The sequence below is a fragment of the Nocardia fodinahabitans genome (genome assembly GCF_052983615.1).
The window spans coordinates 5,532,062-5,553,016 of the sequence record NZ_JBRJJC010000001.1 but is presented as its reverse complement, the minus strand read 5'-3'; the positions used below and the strand labels follow the sequence as shown (position 1 = coordinate 5,553,016).

The following is a 20,955-nucleotide window of genomic DNA, read 5'->3' as shown; positions in this document are numbered from 1 at the left end:
AGTTTAACGCGCGGCACCGACACCGCCCAGCGATATAACGGCGGGATCGGCCGAACCGCGATCGACCGGTGATCGCAGGTCACGAGCGGGAGGCGGCCGTTGAGAGCCGTGATCTACCAGCGCGGGGTGAGCGCGCCGAGGGCACCGAGTGCCACCGCGGCGGCCGTGGAGGTACGCAGCACGGTCGGGCCGAGCAGCACGGTAGCGGCGCCCGCCTCGGCCAGCGCGGCCAGTTCGGTGTCGTCGAGGCCGCCCTCGGGCCCGACGATCAGGACGACCTCGCGCGCCTGCGCCAGCGGCAACTCGGTGAACTTGCCAGCGCCGGATTCGTGCAGGGCGGCGACGATCGCGCCGTCCGCCGCGGCTTTCCGCACCAGGTCGACCAGATCGCGGGTGCGGTGCAGGTCGGCGACCTCGGGAATGTAGGCCCGCCGGGACTGCCGCGCGGCGGACCTGGCCGCGGCGCGCCACTTCTCGACGCCCTTGGCGGCCTTGGCTTCCCAGTTCGAGACGCACCGCGCGGCCTGCCACGGCACGATGACGTCGGCGCCCGCCTCGGTCATCAGCTCAACGGCCAGCTCGGACCGATCCGACTTGGGCAGCGCCTGCACCACGGTCACCCGCGGGGTCACCGGCGCGGCGATCCGGCGCTGGTGCACCGCGAGTTCGAGGCGGTCCTTCTGGGCCGCGACGACTTCCGATTCGGCGAGCACGCCGCGTCCGTCGGACAGCGTGATCGGCTCACCGACCTTGATCCGGCGCACCGTCGCCGCGTGGCGACCCTCCGGACCGTCCAGGACGGCGACGGCGCCCGGTTCGGGCACCTCGTCGAGGTAGAAGACCGTCGCGGCCACGGCCTCAGCGTCCGCTGAAGGAAGCGCGCAGCCGGGCGAACAGGCCGCTGTTGTGCTCGGACTGCGCCGACATCACCTCGGCGCGATCCTTGTCGCGCATGCCCTTGAACTTGCGCAGCAGATCGGTCTGCTTCCCGTCCAGCTTGGTCGGCACGACGATGTCGAGGTGCGCCAGCAGGTCGCCACGGGCGCCCGACCGCAGCCGGGGCATGCCGTGAGCGCGCAGCTGGATGACCTCGCCGGGCTGGGTGCCCGCCGCGATGGTGAGCTCGGTCGGGCCGTCGAGGATGGTGTCGACCACGACCGTGGTGCCGAGGATCGCGTCGACCATCGGGACCCGGACGGTGCAGTGCAGGTCGTCGCCGTCGCGGACGAAGGTGTCGTGCGGCTGCTCGACGACCTCGACGTAGAGGTCACCGGCGTGGCCGCCACCGGGACCGACCTCGCCTTGGGCGGCCAGCCGAACGCGCATGCCGTTGGCGACACCGGCCGGGATCGGCGCGGCGATCTCACGGCGGGCGCGGACACGACCGTCGCCACCACACTTGTGGCAGGGATCGGGGATGGTCTCGCCTGCGCCGCGGCAGGTCGGGCAGGGGCGCGAGGTGAGCACCTGGCCCAGGAAGGACCGCTGCACCGACTGCACTTCACCGGCGCCGTCACAGGTCTCGCAGCGCACCGGCTTGGAGTTGCCGTTGGTGCCCGCGCCCTGACAGATATCGCAGAGGATGGCGGTGTCGACGGTCAGGTGCTTGGTGACGCCGACCGCGCATTCGGCCAGGCTCAGCCGCGTGCGGATCAGCGAGTCGGCGCCGGGCTGGACGCGGCCGCGCGGCTTGCGCGCGCCACCACCCTGGCCACTCATGCCGCCGAAGAACGCTTCGAAGACGTCGCCGAGACCGCCGAAGCCCGCGCCGTTGAAACCGGCTCCGCCGCCGCCACTTTCGAGCGGATCACCACCGAGGTCGACGATCCGGCGCTTCTCCGGATCGGTCAGCACCTCGTAGGCGGTCGATACTTCCTTGAACTTGGCCTGGGCGGCCTCGTCCGGGTTCACGTCGGGGTGCAGTTCGCGGGCCAGTTTGCGGTAAGCGCGCTTGAGCTCCTGGTCGGTGGCGTTCTTGCCGACGCCGAGCAGTCCGTAGTAATCCCGTGCCACTGTGAGTTCTCTAGTCCTTGGTCGCTGTGGTCCAGCCGAGCGCCGGGCGCATCCTTAAGTCGAATCCACTCAACTTTACCGGCCGAAGTATCGACCTTAACAGTTGCGGGTCGGGCCGATTCCGGCCCGCGTCACCTTTCGGCCAGTACCTCGCCGATGTAGCGGGCGACGGTCGCCACCGAAGCCATCGTTCCCGGATAATCCATGCGGGTGGGGCCGAGCACACCCATGCCGCCGAGTACCGCGCCCGCCGCGCCGTAGCCGGTGGACACCACCGAGGTGCCACGCATCTGCTCTACCTGGGTCTCCTCGCCGATCTGCACCATCACCTGGCCCGGCTGCTGTGCCGCGGCCAGCAGTTTCAGCACGATGACCTGTTCCTCGAGCGCTTCCAGCACGGTCCGCAGCGAGCCAGGGAAACCGAAATCGGCGACGTTGCGGGTGAGATTGGCCGTGCCGCCGAGGACGAGCCGCTCCTCCGGGTGCTCCACGAGGGTCTCCACCAGCACCGTGGAGACCCGGACGAGCACGTCCTTGATCTTGTCGGGGGCGCGCTCCGGCAGGCCGGCCACCGAGGCGCTGGCCACCGACAGCAGCTTGCCGTCCATGGCGCTGCCGAGCAGGCCGCGCACGGCTGCGAGATCGTCGTCGGAGATGACGGCGCCGAGGTCGACGATGCGCTGATCGACCCGGCCGGTGTCGGTGATCACCACCAGCAGCAGGCGGGCCGGATTGAGCGCGACGACCTCGATGTGGCGCACGATCGACGCCGACACCGTGGGGTACTGCACGACCGCGACCTGGCGGGTGAGCTGGGCCAGCAGCCGCACCCCGCGGCGCAGGACGTCGTCGAGATCGACACCGGATTCGAGGAACTCCATGATCGCGCGCCGCTCGGCGCCCGAGAGCGGTTTCACCTCGGCGATCCGGTCGACGAACTCGCGATACCCCTTGTCGGTGGGGATGCGGCCCGAGCTGGTGTGCGGCTGGGTGATGTACCCCTCGGCCTCCAGCACGGCCATGTCGTTGCGGATCGTGGCACTGGAAACACCCAGGTGGTGCCGTTCCACGAGCGACTTGGAGCCGATCGGTTCCTTGGTGGCGACGTAGTCCGCGACGATCGCTCGCAGGACCTCGAATCGCCGATCCTCGGTGCTCGACGCCATCGACCCCACCTCCTCGCTCGTGCCGGGTACGTCATCGGCCCGCGTGTGCCGCTGTGTTCGACGCACAGACTCGCATGCGGACGCTCGGAGCGTCTCGTTGTCCAGTCTAATTGTCCGGTCCCGGATCGCCCGCCCACATGGTCGCGACGGAGCCGAGTTGTCCACAGGCCGCGGTTTGTCCACAGGTGGTGCGCGGGGGCTGTCGCCGCTGCGGACAGCGGCGTACGTTCGGCACTGATTCAGCTGTTTACCAGCATTTTTCGGGTGTCGACGGCGGGCAGGGAGGGGCTTGTGATGCGGCGGAACGGCAGCGATGCGGCCACGGGAGTGGCGCTGAAACCGGCGGAGTTCGCCGGGTTCGATCGGGGATGTGCGGCGTTCTTGGGGGTGATCGGCCAGCTCATCGCGCTGGCCGGGGAGATCGGCGAGCAGACGCGGTGGGGTCTGGGTGAGGACCAGGCCGGGTTGATCTCGGCGGCGACGGTCGTCGCCCGGCTTCGCGCCAAGGCGGACGGCGGCGCGAACAGCGTCGCCGCGGTGCTGTCGGCCCATGCCGATGTCGTCGCCGAACTCCGGTGCGCGTATCGGGCCGCGCGGGATGAGTTGGTGCGCACCGACGACGAGTGGGCCGGGCGACTCAGGGCGGTGGAATTCGATGCGGGACAGCCGACGTCCGGGAAGTCGCTGCCGTGACCGGGTACGAGCCGCCGGCGATTCCCGGTAGCGGTGAGAACGCGTGGAATTGGCGTCACGCGGAGATCGTGGCGGCGTTCACGTCGCTCGAGGTGACCGATGCGGCCGCCCAGGCGGACCGGTTCGAGCGGATCGCGGCCTGGTGGGCTGCGGGACTGGACGCCTTCGAGCGCGCCATGCGGGAAACGCTTGCGACGGCATGGGCGGGTATCGGAGCCGAGGCGGCCGGAGCCGCTGTCAGCGCGTATGTGGCGCAAGCGCGGGAATTGACGCCGGCGCTGGCGGAACTTCCCGGCCTGGTTCGGGCGGCAGCCGAGGCGATCGTGGCGACGAAGTACGCGATCCCGGAGCGGGTCGCGAACGAAGCGGAACCCTCGATGTCGCCGGCGAGTGGGGCGGCGACACATCGTGCGGCAGCGGACGCGGAGGAATCCGCGCGAGCCGCGATGCGGGAGCGGTATGTGGTGCCGTTCGGTGCGATCGACGGCCGGATTCCGTTGCTGCCCATGCTGATTCACAGGGGTGGTCCGGGCCGACGGCGGGTACTCGTCGGGAGTGCGGACGGCGGGAACGCGCTGTCGGCGGGAACCGACCATCGGCTGTCGGCCGAAGGCGATCACGCACTGTCGACGGGCGGCGACCACCAACTTCCGGGCGACCGCGATCACACACGGTCGACGAGCGACGACCACCAACTATCGACCGAAGGCGATCACCCACCGTCGACGAGCGGCGACCACCGACTGTCGACGGGGGGCGATGACGGACCGTCCTCGGGGGATGCGGCGAATGGCGCATGGGATTCCTCGGCCGCGACTGGAGACCAACCGCTTCAGGTCTCGTCACCGAGTGCCATCGAGGCGGAGGACGACGCAGCGGCGATCGGCGAGTCGGCCACCTCCGGCATGGTTGTGGCGGACTCGGTTGCGCGTGAATCGGTCGGCGACGCGGGGTCGGACGTGGAGTCAGCGGCGGTTGGTTCAGGGGTGGTGTCGTCATCGAGCGGGGGCGTGAGCAACGCACCGCTCGCGGCCACACCCAGTGGCCCGGGATTTCCTCCACCCGGTGGTCCGGGGATGCAGACAGCGCATGCGGCGCCCGCGCTGCCGGGTACCGAGGCGCCGACGACGTCGCTCGGCCGCACGTTCACCGAGCTAGGGGGCAACCGACCAGGCTCGAATGATGTGTCGTCGACAGCATCGGGCGATCGGCCGTCGGTCAGTGGCACGGCTTACCGGTCGGCGCACAATGGCGCCCTCGTTCGACCGGATGCGGGACGCAGTGTGCCCGGGGCGGTGGGTCCGGTCATCGGCGCGAATCCGCCGACCGTCCCGGCGCCGAGCCCGATGTTCGATCGGCTGTTCCACTACGCCGGGCCACTCGGTCCCGCGCAGGCCCCGATCGGCGAAACGGAACGTGGGTTGCCGAAGTACCTGATCACGCAGGCGAATACCGAAGCGCTGCTCGGCAATCGGCGACCAGCGGTCACCGGGGGCGTGATCGGTGGCGCGGACGACGTCGGGCCGGACGCGCAGCACGCATCCTCGGCTCGGGCATGACCGTGTCAGCGAGCCGAGCGCATCGCGCCCGTGCGGCCGAGCCGATCGACCGCCGGTTCGGACCGCCCACACGGGGCGGTCCGGTCCGATTCAGCTCCGGGCGGCGGCGGTGGAGGCCGCGCCCACCTGCTTGCCCGCGAGGGCATCCAGGCCGAGCATCGCCAGCAGCGATACGCAATCTTCCGCGTCATTGGAATGTGACGCGACCGTGCGGGCGGCGACCGCGCACTGCCGCGCGTTCTCCGCCTTCTCCGCAGAGCGCGCCTCGGCGAATTCGCTCTGCTCGTGGACGAGGGTGATGTGCCGTTCGGTGGACATATAGCTCCCTAGGATCGAGCCGAAGCCTACGCCCCCAATCGTTATCTTCGGCCCCGAACCCACCGAAACCCGCGCTTCGCGACCCCGGTGCGTGGTGCCCGCGCTGAGGTGTGCATCACGTCTGCTCGTCGCGCTGACCGGGCGATCATCGATGTCGCCTGCGACACTCGCCGACCCCGGAATTCCGGTCACGAAGCGGTGTCAAGCGACCTGAGTCCGGGCCGCTCGCAGCAGTCGCAGCTGGCCGACCTCGGCCACGTTCTTCATCAGTTCCGCATCGACCCAGGAGACCAGATGAGCGATCGTCAGCCCGGCGTCGGCGGGCCAGGGGTAGGCCGAGGCCGCGTCGAGCGCGTCGTCGTCGAGCGCGTCGACGATCGCGATCCACTCCGTCCGCAACCGACGCAGCCAGGCGATCGTCGGCGCTCCCGGTCCTGGCCAGACGATGTCGGTCCGCTGCCGCGGTGGCCGGGCGGCCGACATGGTCGATGGCCACGCTCCACCACCAGCCGATATGCCAGCTCAGCCACGCGATCGTCGGGACCGGGATCGGATCGGGTTCGATGTCGGCCCAATCCGCGACCCATCCGCCGGTGTCGCCCGGCCGCAGAGTCCAGCACAGTTCGGCCGGCTCCCAGAGGAAGTCCGCCGCCGACAACCGATCCAGGTGGAACTCGAACAGCGACCAGGTCAGGTCGAACTGCCAGCGCACCAGCTCATTCCGCGAGGGGGACACACGGCGCATCGTGCCACGGCGGCCCGGGCACCGACACCGAATTTCCGCGGGTCAGTCGAGCAGGTCGCGAACCACGCCGTCGGCGAGCAGACGGCCCCGGTCGGTGAGGACGAGGTGGTCGTCGGCGATCTCGGCGAGGCCGTCGGTGAGGACACGGTCCAGCGCGGGACGGGCCGTCGGCGCGAGGGTGGCCAGTGGCAGACCGGTCCGGAGGCGGACGGTGAGCATGAGGTGTTCGGTGTAGCGCTCGTCGTCGGTGAGGGCTTCCCAGCCCGCGGCGGGCAGGCCGCCGAGCGCGACACGGTCGGCGTAGCGGGCGGGGTGCTTGATGTTCCACCAGCGGACACCGCCGACGTGGCTGTGCGCGCCGGGGCCTGCGCCGAGCCAGTCACCGCCGTCCCAGTAGCCGAGGTTGTGGCGGCAGCGGGCGGCGTCGTCGGCCGCCCAGTTGGAGACCTCGTACCAGGACAGGGCCGCGTCGGCGAGGCGGGCGTCGATGCGCTCGTACCTGGCGGCGAGGACGTCCTCGTCGGGGGCGGGCAGTTCACCGCGACGGACCTTGCGCGCCAAGGCGGTTCCGTCCTCGACGATCAAGGAGTAGGCGGAGACATGGTCGACCCCGGCAGCCAGTACGGCGTCGAGGCTCGCGTCCAGATCGGTGTCGGTCTCGCCGGGTGTGCCGTAGATGAGGTCGAGATTGACGTGGTCGAATCCGGCGGCCCTGGCTTCTTTCGCCGCCGCGACCGCGCGGCCGGGCGTGTGCGTGCGGTCCAGGATCTTCAGCACGTGCTGTGCCGCGGACTGCATGCCCAGCGACACCCGGGTGTAGCCGGCGGCCCGGATGCGCTCGAAGAACTCCGGCGAGGTGGATTCCGGATTGGATTCGGTGGTCACTTCGGCATCGACGGCCAGGGTGAAGTTCGCGCGCACCGCGTCCAGGACCGAGGCCAGTCCGTCGCCGCCGAGCAGCGAGGGGGTGCCACCGCCGACGAATATCGTCGACACCGCCGGTGTCGTGCTCGGCAACGCGGCGAACTCGGTCGCCGCGGTCGCGAGCTCACCGCGCAACGCCTCGAGCCACGACTGCGGCGATGCCGAGGTGCCCAGCTCCCCTGCCGTGTAGGTGTTGAAGTCGCAGTACCCGCACCGGGTGGCACAGAACGGCACGTGCACGTAGACCCCGAACGCGCCGCCCCCGAAGTCGCGCAGCACCGGCCGATCGGCATCGGCCGGTGTCACGCCGGGAGCCCCGGAAGCAGCGCTGATAGTCACCCCACCAGTCTGCCGGGCTCCCGTCGGCTCCGGCACGCTGGGGCCGCCGGCGGCCGCGGGGCCGCCGGCCGACGATCAGCCGGACACCACGGGGTGTTCCGGTCGGCGGTGAGCGTGGCCGGTCGTCCAGATCGCGTCAACGCGTTGTGCCACACCGCACAACCGGAGCCCATGACGAATCACAGGTCGCTTCCAGCAGGTGAACTATGACCCCCGTCACAGAACGGGACGACCGTCCAGGGAATTTCCCTCGAAAGTGCGGGAAATATCTCCTTGCGGTCGGAACGACCGGGCTGACATGGCACAATAGGCCCATGCACGCAACTGGAGTACGACTCGTGGCCCGTCGCCACGTCGACTTCCAGCGTGTCTGCAGCGCCTGTTGTCGGCCCGGTTTCCACCGGTAGCGCAGCGGCGTCCACGCCCGGGTTTCCCCCGGTGCCATCGACTTTCATCGGCCCGCTGACCACCTGACGCGAGCCAGCCCCTCGCGCCTTCAGCACGGATGTATCACCCACCCCGCAGGAGCGACCCCACATGACGTCGAGCACCGACGCCGCTTCGACCGAACAGTCGACGCCGGCCCGCCCCGAGCGCCCGGCCGCCGAACGCCGCGTCCGACCCGATCGGCCGCGCAGCGAAGCCCCCGTCGCGCCGCGCGAGCGCACCGGCAAGCCGGTCCGCCGCCGCTCCGAAGGCCAGTGGGCCCTCGGCTACCGCGAGCCGCTGAACCCGAACGAGCAGTCCAAGAAGGACGACAACCCGCTCAACGTGCGCGCGCGCATCGAGAACATCTACGCCAAGGGCGGCTTCGACTCGATCGACAAGGCCGATCTGCGCGGCCGCTTCCGCTGGTGGGGTCTCTACACCCAGCGCGAAGAGGGCTACGACGGCACCTGGACCGACGACGACAACATCGACATCCTCGAAGCCAAGTACTTCATGATGCGGGTGCGCTGCGACGCGGGCGCGCTCGATGTCGCTCAGCTGCGCGCCATCGGTGGCATCTCCACCGAGTTCGGCCGCGACACCGCCGACCTGTCGGACCGCGAGAACGTCCAGTACCACTGGATCGAGGTCGAGAACGTCCCGGAGATCTGGCGCCGGCTGGAGTCGGTCGGCCTGCACACCACCGAGGCCTGCGGTGACTGCCCCCGCGTCGTCCTCGGCTCGCCGCTGGCCGGTGAGTCGCTCGACGAGATCATCGACCCCACCTGGGCGATCGACGAGATCGTGAAGCGCTACATCGGGAAGAAGGAGTACTCCAACCTTCCCCGCAAGTTCAAGACCGCGATCTCGGGCCAGCAGGACGTGGTGCACGAGATCAACGACGTCGCCTTCGTCGGCGTGCACCATCCCGAGCACGGCCCCGGTCTCGACCTCTGGGTCGGTGGTGGTCTGTCGACCAACCCGATGCTGGCCAAGCGGGTCGGCGCGTGGGTGCCGCTCGACGAGGTACCCGACGTGTGGGAGGCCGTGGTCTCGCTGTTCCGCGACTACGGTTACCGCCGCCTGCGCACCAAGGCCCGCCTGAAGTTCCTGGTCAAGGACTGGGGCATCGAGAAGTTCCGTCAGGTGCTCGAGGACGAGTATCTGAAGCGCAAGCTGATCGACGGTCCCGCACCGGAGCAGCCCGCCGAGCCGATCGACCACGTCGGCGTGCAGAAGCTGCGCAACGGTCTCAACGCCGTCGGCTTCTCCCCCATCGCCGGTCGCGTCTCGGGCACCATCCTGAGCAAGGTCGCCGACGCCGCCGAGAAGTACGGCTCGGACCGCATCCGGTTCACCCCGTACCAGAAGCTGATCATCCTCGACATCGCCGACGACCAGGTCGACGCGCTGATCGACGAGCTCGAGCCGCTGGGTCTGCAGGCCCGTCCGTCGATCTGGCGGCGCAACCTGCTCGCCTGCTCGGGCATCGAGTTCTGCAAGCTGTCCTTCGTCGAGACCCGCAAGCGTTCGCAGGTGCTCGCGCCGGAGCTCGAGCAGCGTCTGGCCGACATCAACGCCGAACTCGACGTGCCGATCACCATCAACATCAACGGCTGCCCGAACTCCTGCGGCCGGTCCCAGATCGCCGACATCGGTTTCAAGGGCCAACTCGTCGACGACGGCGACGGGAATCAGGTCGAGGGTTTCCAGGTTCACCTGGGCGGCAGCCTCGGCCTGGATTCCGGATTCGGCCGCAAGCTGCGTCAGCACAAGGTGACCAGCGTCGAGCTCGGTGACTACATCGACCGCGTCGTCCGCAACTTCGTCAAGAACCGGGAAGCCGGTGAGCGGTTCGCGGTGTGGGCCGTGCGCGCCGACGAGGCCGACCTCCGCTAGTGGATGAGGGGATCTCAACTGTGACAACGAATCTCGCCGCCAAGCTGTCCGAAGACGAGCTGCGGGCCATCGCCGAGCAGGGCGCGGCCGAACTCGGCACCGAGGCATCGGCCGCCGACCTGATCGCCTGGACCGACCGTGTCTTCGGCAGCGGCTACATCGTCGCGTCGAACATGCAGGACGGCGTGCTGGTGCACCTGGCCGCGCAGACCCGGCCCGGCGTCGACGTGCTGTTCCTCGACACCGGATACCACTTCGCCGAGACCATCGGCACCCGCGACGCGGTCGAGGCCGTGTACGGCGTGAACGTGGTCAACGTGCGCCCCGAACACAGTGTCACCGAGCAGGATCAGCTGCTCGGCAAGGATCTGTTCGCCCGCGACGCCGCCGAATGCTGCCGGTTGCGCAAGGTCGTTCCGCTGAAGAAGTCGCTGGCCGGCTACAACGCCTGGATCACCGGTATCCGCCGCGTCGAGGCTCCCACCCGCGCCAACGCACCGCTGATCTCCTTCGACGAAGGCTTCGGCCTGGTGAAGATCAACCCGATCGCACCGTGGTCCGACGACGAGATGCAGGCCTACATCGAGGCCAACGGCATCCTCGTCAATCCCCTGGTGGAGGAGGGTTATCCGTCCATCGGCTGCGCACCGTGCACGCGTAAGCCCGAGCCGGGGTCCGATCCGCGCAGCGGCCGCTGGGCCGGCCTCGCCAAGACCGAATGCGGATTGCACACCGCCTGACCGCATCAGGGCCCCGAGGCGGCAGCCTGCGTCACCACGGAGGGCCCCGCGGACAGGCAGATAGGACACAGCATGACCATCACCACCACCGGGAGTGAGCCTGTGAGTACCAACACCACCGAACGCGACCTCGGCTTGACCGAGTTCGACACCCTCGCGGCGCTGGAATCCGAGGCGATCCACATCTTCCGTGAGGTCGCGGGCGAATTCGAGCGGCCGGTGATCCTGTTCTCCGGCGGCAAGGACTCGACCGTGCTGCTGCACCTGGCGCTCAAGGCCTTCTGGCCCGCGCCGCTGCCGTTCGCGCTGCTGCACGTCGACACCGGGCACAACCTGGACGAGGTGCTCGAGTTCCGCGACAAGGTGGTGGAGAAGTACGGCCTGCGCCTGCACGTCGCGTCGGTCGAGGAGTACCTGGCCGACGGCCGCCTCACCGAGCGCCCCGACGGCATCCGCAACCCGCTGCAGACGGTCCCGCTGCTCGACGCCATCACCGAGCACCGGTTCGACGCGGTCTTCGGCGGCGGCCGCCGCGACGAGGAGCGTTCGCGCGCCAAGGAGCGGATCTTCTCGCTGCGCAACGCCTTCGGCCAGTGGGACCCGAAGCGCCAGCGCCCCGAGCTGTGGAACCTCTACAACGGCAAACACGCCCCGGGTGAGCACGTGCGGGTGTTCCCGCTGAGCAACTGGACCGAGCTCGACATCTGGCGCTACATCGCCCGCGAGGACATCGACCTGGCGAGCATCTACTACGCCCACGAGCGCCCGGTGTACCAGCGCGACGGCATGTGGATGACCCCCGGCGTGTGGGGTGGCCCGGCCGAGAACGAGGTGCTGGAGACCCGCTCGGTGCGCTATCGCACCGTCGGCGACGGCTCCACCACCGGCGCCATCATCTCCGACGCCGCCGACAACGAGGCCATCCTGGCCGAGGTCGCCGCGTCCCGACTGACCGAACGTGGTGCGACCCGTGGCGACGACCGCGTGTCCGAGGCCGCCATGGAAGACCGCAAGCGAGAGGGTTATTTCTGATGTCCGACCTATTGAGGCTGGCCACCGCCGGTTCTGTCGATGACGGCAAGTCAACCCTGGTCGGACGGCTGCTCTACGACACGAAGTCCGTGCTGGCCGATCAGATCGACGCCGTCACCCGCGCCTCGGTCGACAAGGGTCTGTCCACCCCCGACCTGTCGCTGCTGGTCGACGGTCTGCGCGCCGAGCGCGAGCAGGGCATCACCATCGATGTGGCGTACCGCTACTTCGCCACGCCCAAGCGGTCTTTCGTGCTGGCCGACACCCCCGGTCACGTGCAGTACACCCGTAACACGGTGTCCGGCGCGTCCACCGCGCAGCTGGTGATCCTGCTGGTCGACGCGCGCAAGGGCGTCATCGAGCAGACCCGCCGCCACGCCGCCGTGCTGGCACTGCTGGGTGTGCCGAAGCTGGTGCTGGCGGTGAACAAGATCGACCTGGTCGACAATCCGGCCGAGGTGTTCGCCGAGATCTCCGCGGAGTTCAACTCGCTGACCTCGAAGCTGGGCTGGGCCGACTCCGATGTCCTCGAGATCCCGGTGTCGGCGCTGCACGGCGACAACATCGCCAGCCGCTCGGACAACACCCCGTACTACGACGGCCCCTCGCTGATCGAGCACCTGGAATCGGTGCCGGTGGACGCGGATTCGACCGGCACGCACGCCCTCGGCCTGCGCTTCCCGGTGCAGTACGTGATCCGTCCGCGCACCGCCGAGTACCCCGACTACCGTGGCTACGCGGGTCAGATCGCGGCGGGTTCGGTCTCCCCCGGTGACGAGATCGTGGTGCTGCCCTCGGGCAAGCGCACCACGGTCGAGCGCATCGACACCCCCGACGGCGAACTCGCCGTCGCGCAGGTGGGCCGCAGCGTGACGCTGATCCTGGCCGACGAGGTGGATATCTCGCGCGGCGACATCATCGCCTCGGTCGCCGACGCGCCGGAGGCGATCGACACCTTCGACGCGACCGTGTGCTGGCTCGGCGACAAGTCGCTGCGTCCCGGGGCCCGGCTGCTGCTCAAGCACGGTGCCAAGACCACGCAGGCGATCGTCGGCGCGCTCGTGGAGCGGTTCGACGAGCAGACCCTGACCGCCGAGCCGAGCCCGGAGACGTTGGAGCTCAACGACATCGGCCGGGTGTCGCTGCGCCTGGCCGAGCCGATCCCGGCCGACGACTACCGCACCAACCGGCACACCGGATCGTTCCTGCTGATCGACCCCGCCGGTGGCAACACCCTGGCCGCCGGCCTGGTCGGCGATGTGCTGACCTCGGTCGAGGTCGGTACCGCGGTCTGATGACGCCTGTGCTCGCCCCGCTGCGTGGTGCCGTCGTGGCGCCGCGCGGCGGGAGCGAGCCCGCGCTGATCCTGGTCGCCCACGGCAGCCGTGACCCGCGTTCGGCGGCGAACGCGGCGGCCGTGCGCGATCTGGTCGCCGCGCAGCGGCCGGACCTGACCGTCCGGCTCGCCTTTCTCGATCTCAACGCGCCGTCCGTCGACCAGGTCGTCGACGGGGTCGCCGCGCACGGGTTCACCCGAGCGATCGTGGTACCGATGCTGCTCGGCAGCGCGTTCCACGCCCGCGTCGACCTGCCCGGTCTGCTCGACGCGGCACGGCGCAGGCATCCGCTGCTCCAGCTGGATCAGGCCGATGTCCTCGGCCCCGACCCACGCCTGCTCACCGCCCTGTGCGACCGGATCGTCGCGGCGATCCCCGGTGACACGGCGGGCCGGATCGGGATCGCCGTCGCCGCGGTCGGTTCCGCGCGGGCCGGCGCCAACGAGCGCACCGCCGACGTGGCCGCGCTGGTCGCCCGGCGCACCGGGCTGCTCACCGAAATCTGCTTCGCGACCAGCGAACCCACCGTGCGAGTGGCGATCGATCGGCTGCGCGACCGTGGCGCCGAGCACGTCGTCGTCGCGCCGTGGTTCCTCGCGCCCGGCCTACTCACCGACCGGTTGCGCACCGCCGCACCGGAATTCACCCATGCCCCGACGCTCGGCACGCACCCGCTGCTCGCCGCCGTCGTGTGGGATCGCTACGACGTGACGGTCGGCGCCGAGTGGGAACTGACCGCCTGAGCGATCCGCCTCGAGGGCGCGGCACCGCAGATTCCGGTGCCGCCGGCATCGAGGCGGGCGCGACCTCGGCAGCGATCGGATCCAGCACGGCCGCAACGATTTCCACCGGCGTGTTCTCGGGAGCCGACCTCAGGGTGTAGTCGATCGGAACACCACCGCCGGGATCGGCGGGGATGCCGGGCGTCTCGAATGGGATGCGCTGACTCCTCGGCGCCGCGGCGGTCGGCTCGACGGCACTGCTCGGCGGCACCCCATGGGTGGCCACCCACGAGTGTCGACGGCGATCCGCACCGTCAACGAACCGCAGGCGACGTCCCGAGCAAGCGCCAGGCCGACCGGCCGACCGCGCCGCTACCGCCGCGACCGCCGATCCGGGGCGCCGCGTCCGGTGTGATCTTCCAGATCTACTGACAGGGCGCCATCGCCATGGTTTCTGGAACGCCCAGCACTGCCCCGGGGCGCCCAGTCGTCCGTGACCCAGCTCACAGGTCACAACCCTTTCACCTATACCCCCCAGGGGTATATGTTCGTCCTAACGCACAGCGAACAGAGAGAGGCGACAACGATGACCACCAACGCCCACGCCGGACACCACACCCACGCCGGACACGCTGAGACCGCGCACGACACGCACCAGAACAACCACGCGGACAACGGAATCGATACCGCCGCGCACGCGGCGCACCAGGGACATGGCAAGCACGCCGCCGCCGAGCCCGGTCACGGCGACGCTCACGCCGGTCACGGCGCGGGCGGGCCGGGCGGGCTGCTGGTCACCCAGGACGGGTACACCCTCGATCTCGACACCACGATCGCCGCGCCCGGCGGCATCGATTTCCGGTTCCGGATCCTCGGACCGGACGGGGCTGCCGTCACCGAGTTCGACCCGATCCACGACCGCGAGCTCCATCTGATTGTCGCGCGCCGGGAGCTGACCGGGTTCTGGCACGTCCATCCGGTGCGCGAGGCCGACGGCACCTGGGTGATCCGCCTCGACCTGCCCGAGGCGGGCGCCTACCGGGTCTTCACCGATATCGCGCCGCGCGCGCTCGGCCGCACGATCACCCTCGGCGCCGACCTCGCGATCGCGGGTCACTACGCGCCGCAGCCGGTTCCGGCATTCGGCCGCACCGCGACCGTCGACGGTTACGAGGTCACCGTCGACGGCGAGCTGCGCGCCGAGGGCGAGCTGCTCACGCTGACCGTACGCAAAGATGGTGTGCCGGTGACGGATCTACAGCCCTACCTGGCCGCCTTCGGCCATCTGGTGATCCTGCGCGCGGGCGATCTCGCCTACGTGCACGTGCATCCGAACGGCGAACCGGGCGACGGCGTCACCCCGGCCGGCCCCGAGATCACCTTCCACACCGCGGTTCCCGGCCCCGGCACCTACCGCCTGTTCCTCGATTTCCGGCACGGCGACGTGGTCCGCACCGCGGCGTTCACGCTCACCGCGGGCATCGCGACAGCGCGCCACGACGAGCACGCCGGACACGCACACCACCACTGAATCGCCGAACGATGGCGTCGCCACCCCAGCCGGGTGGCGACGCCATCGGCGTTTCCGGGCTAGGACGCGAGCAGGCGCGTGGCGATGGCGCGGGCGACCTCGACCCGTGCCGAATCCCCGATCTGGCGTGCGATATTGGCGGCGCTCACCACCGCGTCGAGTTCGAACACCAGCAGCTCCGGGTCGGCGTCGGCGAAATCGCCGAGTTCCTGCGCTTTGCGGATCTCGACCGCGAGCAGGGCCAGCCACTCGTCGTGGTCGGCCACCACGGCATCGCGGACCGGACCCGCCTTGCTGCTGTACTCGGTCAGCGTGGCGACGCGAAAACAGCCGCCGGGGAAGGGCGGATCCTCGATGTGCGCGAACCAGCGGTCGATCAGCGTTCGAACCCGGCCGACGCCGCGAGGTTCCCGCAGGCTCGGCGTGATCACCCGTTCGATGAACACCTCACGGGCGGACGCCACGGCGGCCAGCTGCAGCGCCTCCTTGGTGCCGAACAGCGTGGCGATGCCACTCTTGCTGATCCCGAGGTCGGTGGCGAGCATGCCGATGCTGATGCCGTCCAGCCCCTCGATGGAGGCCAGCTCGGCGGCGCGGCGCGCGATGGTCGCCCTGGCGCGGGCACCTTTGGCCAGTCGTTGGTCGCCGGACTCGGTCAGCTGGGTCATGAACTCCATTGTTCCACCACCTCTTGCATAGGCGAACGATCGGTCGTACTTTTATCTACGAACGATCGTACGTTCTTATTTCTCCTCCGTGAAGGACCCCTCATGACCGACGTTTCTGCTCGGCCCGAAGATTCGCCGACCAGCACGACACCCGATACCGGCGCCGCGGGCCGCACCCTGGCCGTGGCCGCGGGCGCCGCGTTCATCGCCTTCCTCGATCTGTCCGTGGTCAACATCGCGTTCCCGACCATCGCCACCACCTACCCCGGCACCGCGACCAGCACGCTGACCTGGATCGTCAGCGGCTACGCGATCGCCTTCGCCGCGCTCCTGACCCCGGCGGGCCGGCTGGCCGACGTGCTCGGACGGCGCCGGATGTTCGCGCTGGCACTGGCGGGATTCGCCGTCACCTCGCTGCTGTGCGGGCTCGCGCCGAGCGCGGGCTGGCTTATCGCCGGACGGGTCCTGCAGGGCATGACGGCGGCGTTCATGGTGCCCGCCGCGCTCGCGCTGGTACTGGCGGCCACGCCACGGGAGAAGATCGGCTCCGCCATCGCCGTCTGGACGGCCGCGGGCGGTTTCGCCGCCGTGGTCGGTCCGGCCATCGGTGGCGCGCTGGTGGAGAGCCTGGGCTGGCGCGCGGTATTCCTCGTCAATGTGCCGATCGCGCTCGCGCTGATCGTGCCCGGCCTGCGGCTACCGAGCGCCGACGACGCCCGCCGCGACGCCGCACTGCCCGATCCGCTGGGCACGCTCGCCGTCGCGCTCGGCCTCGGCGCGGTCGTCGCCGCCGTCACCGAGGGCCAGAGCTGGGGCTGGACGGCGCCCGGCACGCTCGCCGCGCTGATCGGCGGCGCGGTGCTGGTGGCCTTCGCGCTGGTGCGCTCGATGCGGCACCCCGATCCGGCCGTGGCCGTAGCGCTGTGGCGGAACCGGCAATTCGCGCTCGCCAATGCCGGCTCGCTCCTGTTCGGCGCGACGATGTTCGCCTGGCTGCTCGCCGGACCGATGTTCCTGGACGCGCTCTGGGGATACTCGGTGCTCGAATCGGCCGCGGCGCTGACCGTCGGCGCGGCGGCCTCGATGGTGACCTCGGTGATCGTCGGCCGGATCACCGCACCGCAGGGGCAGCGCTGGGCCGGAGTGGTCGGCGCGCTGATGTACACCGCCTCGCTGGCCTGGATGAGCACCGACGCGTTCGGCCCCGATCCCGCCCTGTGGTCGGCGTGGGTGCCCGCCGGACTGCTCGGCGGCGGCGGGATCGGCGTGGTGGTCACCGTGCTCGGCACCGCGGCCGCGAGTTCGGTTCCCCCACAACAGTTCGCGGCGGGGATCGGCATGAACGTGACCGCCCGGCAGGTGGGTGGCGCGCTCGGGGTGGCGGTGCTCGCGGCCGTCTTCACCGCGGTCCCCGACGACGCGGTGCGCGCCTTCCACACGGTGTTCGCCGTTGGCGCGGCCATCGGTCTCGCGGTCACGCTGTTGCTCGTCGTCCCGTCGCAGGCCCGTACCGACCGCTAGGAGTTGTGAGATGTCTTCCACCACACCGTTGTCCGAGCAGTACACCGAAGCCGACGATCCGCTGCTGCTGCACCCCGATGACGCGGTCGCGCTGCTGCGCGACGCGCCGTGGCAGCGCTTCGCGGTGCTGGGTGACTCCATCGCCGCGGGCACCGGCGATCCCAGCCCCGGCTACGCGGCGACCGGCTGGGCCGATCGGGTCGCCGCCACCTTGTCGTCGGTGCATCCCGCGCTGGAGTATCGCAACACGGGCCGGATCGGCGCGACCAGCACCCAGGTCAGACAGCACCAGCTGCCCGAGATCCTGGAATTCGCGCCGGATCTCGTGCACATCAGCTGCGGGGGCAACGACCTGTTCGAGGCGGGCGGCGACCCGGACCGGCTGCGCGACAACCTGTCGGCGATGTTCGCCGCGCTGGCCGCGACGGGAGCGCAGCTGTCGGTGTTCACGGTGGCCGATGTGTGGGCGGTCGAGCGGATGGCGCCGATGCGGCCGATGCGGCCGCGGATGGCCGAGCTGAACGAGGTGGTCCGCGCGGTAGCCGCCGACTACGACGCGGTGCTCACCGAGTTCTGGGATCATCCGGTGCGGACGCGACCGGGGCTGATGAGCGCCGATCTCATCCATTTCACGACGAGCGGGCACGCGGTCGTGGCGACCGAGGTGGTGCGGGCGCTGGCCGCGCGGATCGACCGCTGAGTCCGTCGTGGTGCCGGCGGTCCACCGGCACCACGGGGCGGTCAGCTGTTGTCGCGCACCAGTTCGGTACCGAGAGCGACGAGTTCGGCCCGGACCTCCGGTGGCCCGACGACTTCGACGTCGGCGCCCCAGCCCGCCAGTTGCCGGGCGACCATCTTCGCCGTGTCGGCGGTGATGGTCGCCCGGACCCGGCCGTCGTCCGCCGGTCCGAGCAGGGTGCAATGGCGACCCTGCTGATCGGCCAGGATCGGGGCGAGCGTCGCCGACACCAGCACCGTCGCGGCGACGGCGGCCCGCCGCTGCTCCATCCGGGTGACGATCCGCGCCCACTCGGCGGGGAGGTCGAAATCCGCGGGGCGGTCGGCCGGGTCGTCGAGGACGGTGACCGCAGCGACCCGGTCCAGCCGGAAAGTCCGCCGACCACGCTCGGTGCCCGCGATGAGGTACCAGACCGTCTCCTTCTCCACCAATCCCCACGGATGCACCACGCGGACAGTGCGCTCCCCCGCCCGCATGTACTCCATGCGGACCTGGCGGCGATCGACCACCGCCTGTTGCAACAGCCGCAGGGCCGCAGGCGGTTCCGGGTCCGGCCTGCCCCAGCGAGCAGGATCGACGACAACCGCGTCGGCCGCCGCGGCCGCGTCCGCCCGGAAGGTCTGCGGCAGGGCCCGCACCAGCTTGCGCAGGGCGGATTTCACCTCCGGCGCGGCCTGCGCCGCCGGACCGGCGAGCAGGAACAGCGCTCTGGTCTCGCCCGCGGTCAGCCCGGACAGGTCGGTGCGGGCGCCGCCGATCAGCGACCAGCCGCCGCCACGACCGGCCTGCGGATACACCGGGATGCCCGCCGCCGACAGCGCCTCCAGGTCACGGCGTGCGGTCGCCACCGAGACCTCCAATTCGGTGGCGACCTCGGCGGCCGTCACCCGGCCACGCGCCTGCATCAACAGCAGGGTGGCCACCAATCTGTCCGCTCGCATACTCGATGATTCTGCCGAACAAAGTGCTCATTCGGTGAGCACTTTGCCTGGCAGAGTCGTTCTCACCACAACGACGACAATCGGGAGCAGACATGCTGCAGGGAATGGCGACCACCACCTACTACGCCGACGACCTCACCGCCGCCAAGGACTGGTACACCGAGTTCCTCGGCCTCGCACCGTATTACGAGGTGCCCGGCGGCTACTACGAGTTCCGCGTGGGGCCGATGCAGGCCGAGCTCGGCATCATCAACCGCGCCTACGCCCCCGCGGGCGCTCGCAACGCCCCCGGTGGCGGCGGTGTCGTGTTCTGGCATGTCGACGATCTCGCCGCCACCTTCGCCCGGCTGCTCGAGCTCGGCGCCACCGAGTACGAGCCGATCACCGAGCGCGGCGAGGGTGCGGGGTTCGCGACCGCGGCGGTGCTCGACCCGTTCGGCAATGTCCTCGGGATCATGAGCAACCCGCACTTCGTCGCGATGACCGCCCCGACGGGCGCGGCGGCGTCCGCCTAGCCGGTCAGGCGGCGAACCAGCGCTCGAGGACGGTGGCGACACCGTCCTCGGTGACGTCGCCGGTCACCTCGTCGGCCAGCGCGAGCACCGAGTCCGGCGAGCCCGCCATCGCGACGGAATGGGCCGCCCAGCGCAGCATCTCGTGATCGTTGAAACCGTCGCCGATGGCGAGGGTGGCCTCCGGTTCGACGCCGAGCGCGAGCCGGAGCCGTTCCAGCGCCCAGCCTTTGGAGACGCCACGGCGCGACACCGTGACCCACGGCCCGAATTCGCCGTGCGCCCACGAGGCGTCGGGCACCTCCAGCGAGGTGAGCTGGCCCAGCATCTCCTCGACGGTGCCGCCCGGCCACCAGCCGTTGAGCCGCGGCGTCGGCGCGCTGCCCAGCATCTGGTGGTCGACGAGCAGGAACTCCCCGATGGGGAACTCTCCCGGTCCGTGCCCCGTCGCCCAGGTGCCTTCGCCCACCCGCTCGGCCGCGAAGATCATGTCGGGGAACAGCGCACGCAGGGCTTGGATGGCGGGCGCGGGATCGAAGGACTGCACCGCGACCGGCTCACCCCGCGCCACATCGATGTGCACCGCGCCGTTGGAGCACAACGCATGGCCTTCGGTGAGCCCCAGTTCCGTCAGCACCGGCCGCGTCGTGAGCAGGGTGCGCCCGGTGGTCACCACCACGTGCGCCCCCGCCGCCACCGCGGCCGCCACCGCCGCCGCGACCCGCGCGCTCACCTCGAACCCCGTCGCCAACAGGGTTCCGTCCACATCGAGCGCGATCAGTTTCGGCGCTCCCCCGAGTAATGCCATCAGCCCATTGTGCCCGCCCCCACCGACACCCACCCGAAATTCAGCACTCCTACCAGCCACAATCACCCACACCCCCAACCGATCCCGCCGGCATCGACCGGATGCCCGCCCGCAAGACAAGCACATCGATGCCACGAGACGGGGCCGGCGCGAGCAGTCAGGTCGAGCACTCCGCACCGGCGGCACAGTCACGATGCTCACGTACCCACGACATCCGAGTACGAGGGCAGCTCTGTCCCGGCAGAAGACGCCTGGATCACCGATCCTGCGTCGGCGAAGGAGGCACCCCGGTCCTGAAGCGTGCCCGGTGAACACGCCG

19 protein-coding genes and 1 pseudogene are annotated in these 20,955 nt (G+C 70.2%); 11 read left to right on the top strand and 9 right to left on the bottom strand.

The window, feature by feature from the left end; translation table 11 throughout:
- Positions 1-113: 113 nt before the first annotated feature.
- From NV348_RS26095 to hrcA, 3 genes are all read right to left on the bottom strand, one after another.
- Positions 114-854: a 16S rRNA (uracil(1498)-N(3))-methyltransferase gene (locus tag NV348_RS26095; protein WP_447149201.1), complete on the bottom strand. Its 741-nt coding sequence runs from the start codon at positions 852-854 to the stop codon at positions 114-116.
- Between the two features lie 4 nt (positions 855-858).
- Positions 859-2,013, bottom strand: a complete 1,155-nt coding sequence (gene dnaJ / locus NV348_RS26090) for a molecular chaperone DnaJ (RefSeq protein ID WP_447149200.1) — start codon at positions 2,011-2,013, stop codon at positions 859-861.
- A gap of 131 nt (positions 2,014-2,144) precedes the next feature.
- Positions 2,145-3,179 carry a heat-inducible transcriptional repressor HrcA gene (gene hrcA, locus NV348_RS26085; RefSeq protein ID WP_447149199.1) on the bottom strand — a complete coding sequence of 345 codons (1,035 nt, stop codon included), beginning with the start codon at positions 3,177-3,179 and terminating at the stop codon, positions 2,145-2,147.
- 291 nt (positions 3,180-3,470) lie between these two features.
- Between hrcA and NV348_RS26080 the strand changes: the two genes are divergently transcribed.
- The gene (locus tag NV348_RS26080) at positions 3,471-3,872 is read left to right on the top strand and encodes a hypothetical protein (protein ID WP_447149198.1); all 402 of its coding nucleotides are present in this window, start codon (positions 3,471-3,473) and stop codon (positions 3,870-3,872) included.
- Positions 3,873-5,155: 1,283 nt separating this feature from the next.
- Complete coding sequence (locus tag NV348_RS26075) at positions 5,156-5,431, top strand: hypothetical protein (RefSeq protein WP_447149197.1); 276 nt, start codon at positions 5,156-5,158, stop codon at positions 5,429-5,431.
- A 90-nt stretch (positions 5,432-5,521) separates the two neighbouring features.
- Here the strand turns inward: NV348_RS26075 and NV348_RS26070 are convergent, their stop codons facing one another.
- The 3 genes and pseudogenes from NV348_RS26070 to hemW form a co-directional block, all read right to left on the bottom strand.
- A complete protein-coding gene (locus NV348_RS26070; protein ID WP_218717366.1) occupies positions 5,522-5,749 on the bottom strand; it encodes a hypothetical protein in 228 nt (75 codons plus the stop codon).
- Positions 5,750-5,950: 201 nt separating this feature from the next.
- A pseudogene (locus NV348_RS26065) lies at positions 5,951-6,494 on the bottom strand (DinB family protein).
- Positions 6,495-6,536: 42 nt separating this feature from the next.
- On the bottom strand, positions 6,537-7,724 hold the full coding sequence (gene hemW, locus NV348_RS26060) for a radical SAM family heme chaperone HemW (protein ID WP_447151143.1): 1,188 nt from the start codon (positions 7,722-7,724) through the stop codon (positions 6,537-6,539).
- A 570-nt stretch (positions 7,725-8,294) separates the two neighbouring features.
- On the opposite strand from hemW, the gene NV348_RS26055 reads away from it, so the two are divergent.
- The 6 genes from NV348_RS26055 (at position 8,295) to NV348_RS26030 (ending at position 15,447) form a co-directional block, all read left to right on the top strand.
- Positions 8,295-10,085 (top strand): nitrite/sulfite reductase, encoded by a 1,791-nt coding sequence (locus NV348_RS26055; protein WP_447149196.1) that lies wholly within the window; start codon positions 8,295-8,297, stop codon positions 10,083-10,085.
- Positions 10,086-10,105: 20 nt separating this feature from the next.
- Positions 10,106-10,825, top strand: a complete 720-nt coding sequence (locus NV348_RS26050; RefSeq protein WP_447149195.1) for a phosphoadenylyl-sulfate reductase — start codon at positions 10,106-10,108, stop codon at positions 10,823-10,825.
- A gap of 72 nt (positions 10,826-10,897) precedes the next feature.
- Positions 10,898-11,857, top strand: coding sequence for a sulfate adenylyltransferase subunit CysD (gene cysD / locus NV348_RS26045; protein ID WP_355278694.1), 960 nt, complete (start codon positions 10,898-10,900; stop codon positions 11,855-11,857).
- Complete coding sequence (locus tag NV348_RS26040; protein ID WP_447149194.1) at positions 11,857-13,152, top strand: sulfate adenylyltransferase subunit 1; 1,296 nt, start codon at positions 11,857-11,859, stop codon at positions 13,150-13,152. Before cysD ends, NV348_RS26040 begins: the two co-directional genes overlap by 1 nt.
- Complete coding sequence (locus tag NV348_RS26035; protein WP_447149193.1) at positions 13,152-13,937, top strand: sirohydrochlorin chelatase; 786 nt, start codon at positions 13,152-13,154, stop codon at positions 13,935-13,937. Before NV348_RS26040 ends, NV348_RS26035 begins: the two co-directional genes overlap by 1 nt.
- A gap of 565 nt (positions 13,938-14,502) precedes the next feature.
- Complete coding sequence (locus tag NV348_RS26030) at positions 14,503-15,447, top strand: DUF8832 domain-containing protein (protein ID WP_447149192.1); 945 nt, start codon at positions 14,503-14,505, stop codon at positions 15,445-15,447.
- Positions 15,448-15,506: 59 nt separating this feature from the next.
- Here NV348_RS26030 and NV348_RS26025 read toward each other — a convergent pair whose 3' ends face one another.
- Positions 15,507-16,115 carry a TetR/AcrR family transcriptional regulator gene (locus NV348_RS26025; protein WP_447149191.1) on the bottom strand — a complete coding sequence of 203 codons (609 nt, stop codon included), beginning with the start codon at positions 16,113-16,115 and terminating at the stop codon, positions 15,507-15,509.
- Between the two features lie 102 nt (positions 16,116-16,217).
- On the opposite strand from NV348_RS26025, the gene NV348_RS26020 reads away from it, so the two are divergent.
- A complete protein-coding gene (locus NV348_RS26020) occupies positions 16,218-17,636 on the top strand; it encodes an MFS transporter (RefSeq protein ID WP_447149190.1) in 1,419 nt (472 codons plus the stop codon).
- Positions 17,637-17,646: 10 nt separating this feature from the next.
- A complete protein-coding gene (locus tag NV348_RS26015) occupies positions 17,647-18,336 on the top strand; it encodes an SGNH/GDSL hydrolase family protein (RefSeq protein ID WP_447149189.1) in 690 nt (229 codons plus the stop codon).
- A 41-nt stretch (positions 18,337-18,377) separates the two neighbouring features.
- Here NV348_RS26015 and NV348_RS26010 read toward each other — a convergent pair whose 3' ends face one another.
- The gene (locus tag NV348_RS26010; RefSeq protein ID WP_447149188.1) at positions 18,378-19,316 is read right to left on the bottom strand and encodes a helix-turn-helix transcriptional regulator; all 939 of its coding nucleotides are present in this window, start codon (positions 19,314-19,316) and stop codon (positions 18,378-18,380) included.
- Positions 19,317-19,408: 92 nt separating this feature from the next.
- Here NV348_RS26010 and NV348_RS26005 point away from each other — a divergent pair, with 92 nt between their 5' ends.
- On the top strand, positions 19,409-19,831 hold the full coding sequence (locus NV348_RS26005; RefSeq protein WP_447149187.1) for a VOC family protein: 423 nt from the start codon (positions 19,409-19,411) through the stop codon (positions 19,829-19,831).
- 4 nt (positions 19,832-19,835) lie between these two features.
- On the opposite strand, the gene NV348_RS26000 is transcribed toward NV348_RS26005, so the two are convergent.
- A complete protein-coding gene (locus NV348_RS26000; protein WP_447149186.1) occupies positions 19,836-20,636 on the bottom strand; it encodes an HAD family hydrolase in 801 nt (266 codons plus the stop codon).
- Between the last annotated feature and the right edge of the window lie 319 nt (positions 20,637-20,955).

What these genes read in the sequence shown, in the direction of transcription:
- NV348_RS26040 (WP_447149194.1), top strand. Translation starts at nt 11,857, where the DNA reads ATGTCCGACCTATTGAGGCTGGCCACCGCCGGTTCTGTCGATGACGGC.
- NV348_RS26025 (WP_447149191.1), bottom strand. Translation starts at nt 16,115, where the DNA reads ATGACCCAGCTGACCGAGTCCGGCGACCAACGACTGGCCAAAGGTGCC.
- NV348_RS26020 (WP_447149190.1), top strand. Translation starts at nt 16,218, where the DNA reads ATGACCGACGTTTCTGCTCGGCCCGAAGATTCGCCGACCAGCACGACA.
- NV348_RS26010 (WP_447149188.1), bottom strand. Translation starts at nt 19,316, where the DNA reads ATGCGAGCGGACAGATTGGTGGCCACCCTGCTGTTGATGCAGGCGCGT.
- NV348_RS26070 (WP_218717366.1), bottom strand. Translation starts at nt 5,749, where the DNA reads ATGTCCACCGAACGGCACATCACCCTCGTCCACGAGCAGAGCGAATTC.
- cysD (WP_355278694.1), top strand. Translation starts at nt 10,898, where the DNA reads ATGACCATCACCACCACCGGGAGTGAGCCTGTGAGTACCAACACCACC.
- NV348_RS26030 (WP_447149192.1), top strand. Translation starts at nt 14,503, where the DNA reads ATGACCACCAACGCCCACGCCGGACACCACACCCACGCCGGACACGCT.
- NV348_RS26055 (WP_447149196.1), top strand. Translation starts at nt 8,295, where the DNA reads ATGACGTCGAGCACCGACGCCGCTTCGACCGAACAGTCGACGCCGGCC.
- NV348_RS26015 (WP_447149189.1), top strand. Translation starts at nt 17,647, where the DNA reads ATGTCTTCCACCACACCGTTGTCCGAGCAGTACACCGAAGCCGACGAT.
- NV348_RS26035 (WP_447149193.1), top strand. Translation starts at nt 13,152, where the DNA reads ATGACGCCTGTGCTCGCCCCGCTGCGTGGTGCCGTCGTGGCGCCGCGC.
- NV348_RS26005 (WP_447149187.1), top strand. Translation starts at nt 19,409, where the DNA reads ATGCTGCAGGGAATGGCGACCACCACCTACTACGCCGACGACCTCACC.
- hrcA (WP_447149199.1), bottom strand. Translation starts at nt 3,179, where the DNA reads ATGGCGTCGAGCACCGAGGATCGGCGATTCGAGGTCCTGCGAGCGATC.
- NV348_RS26000 (WP_447149186.1), bottom strand. Translation starts at nt 20,636, where the DNA reads ATGGCATTACTCGGGGGAGCGCCGAAACTGATCGCGCTCGATGTGGAC.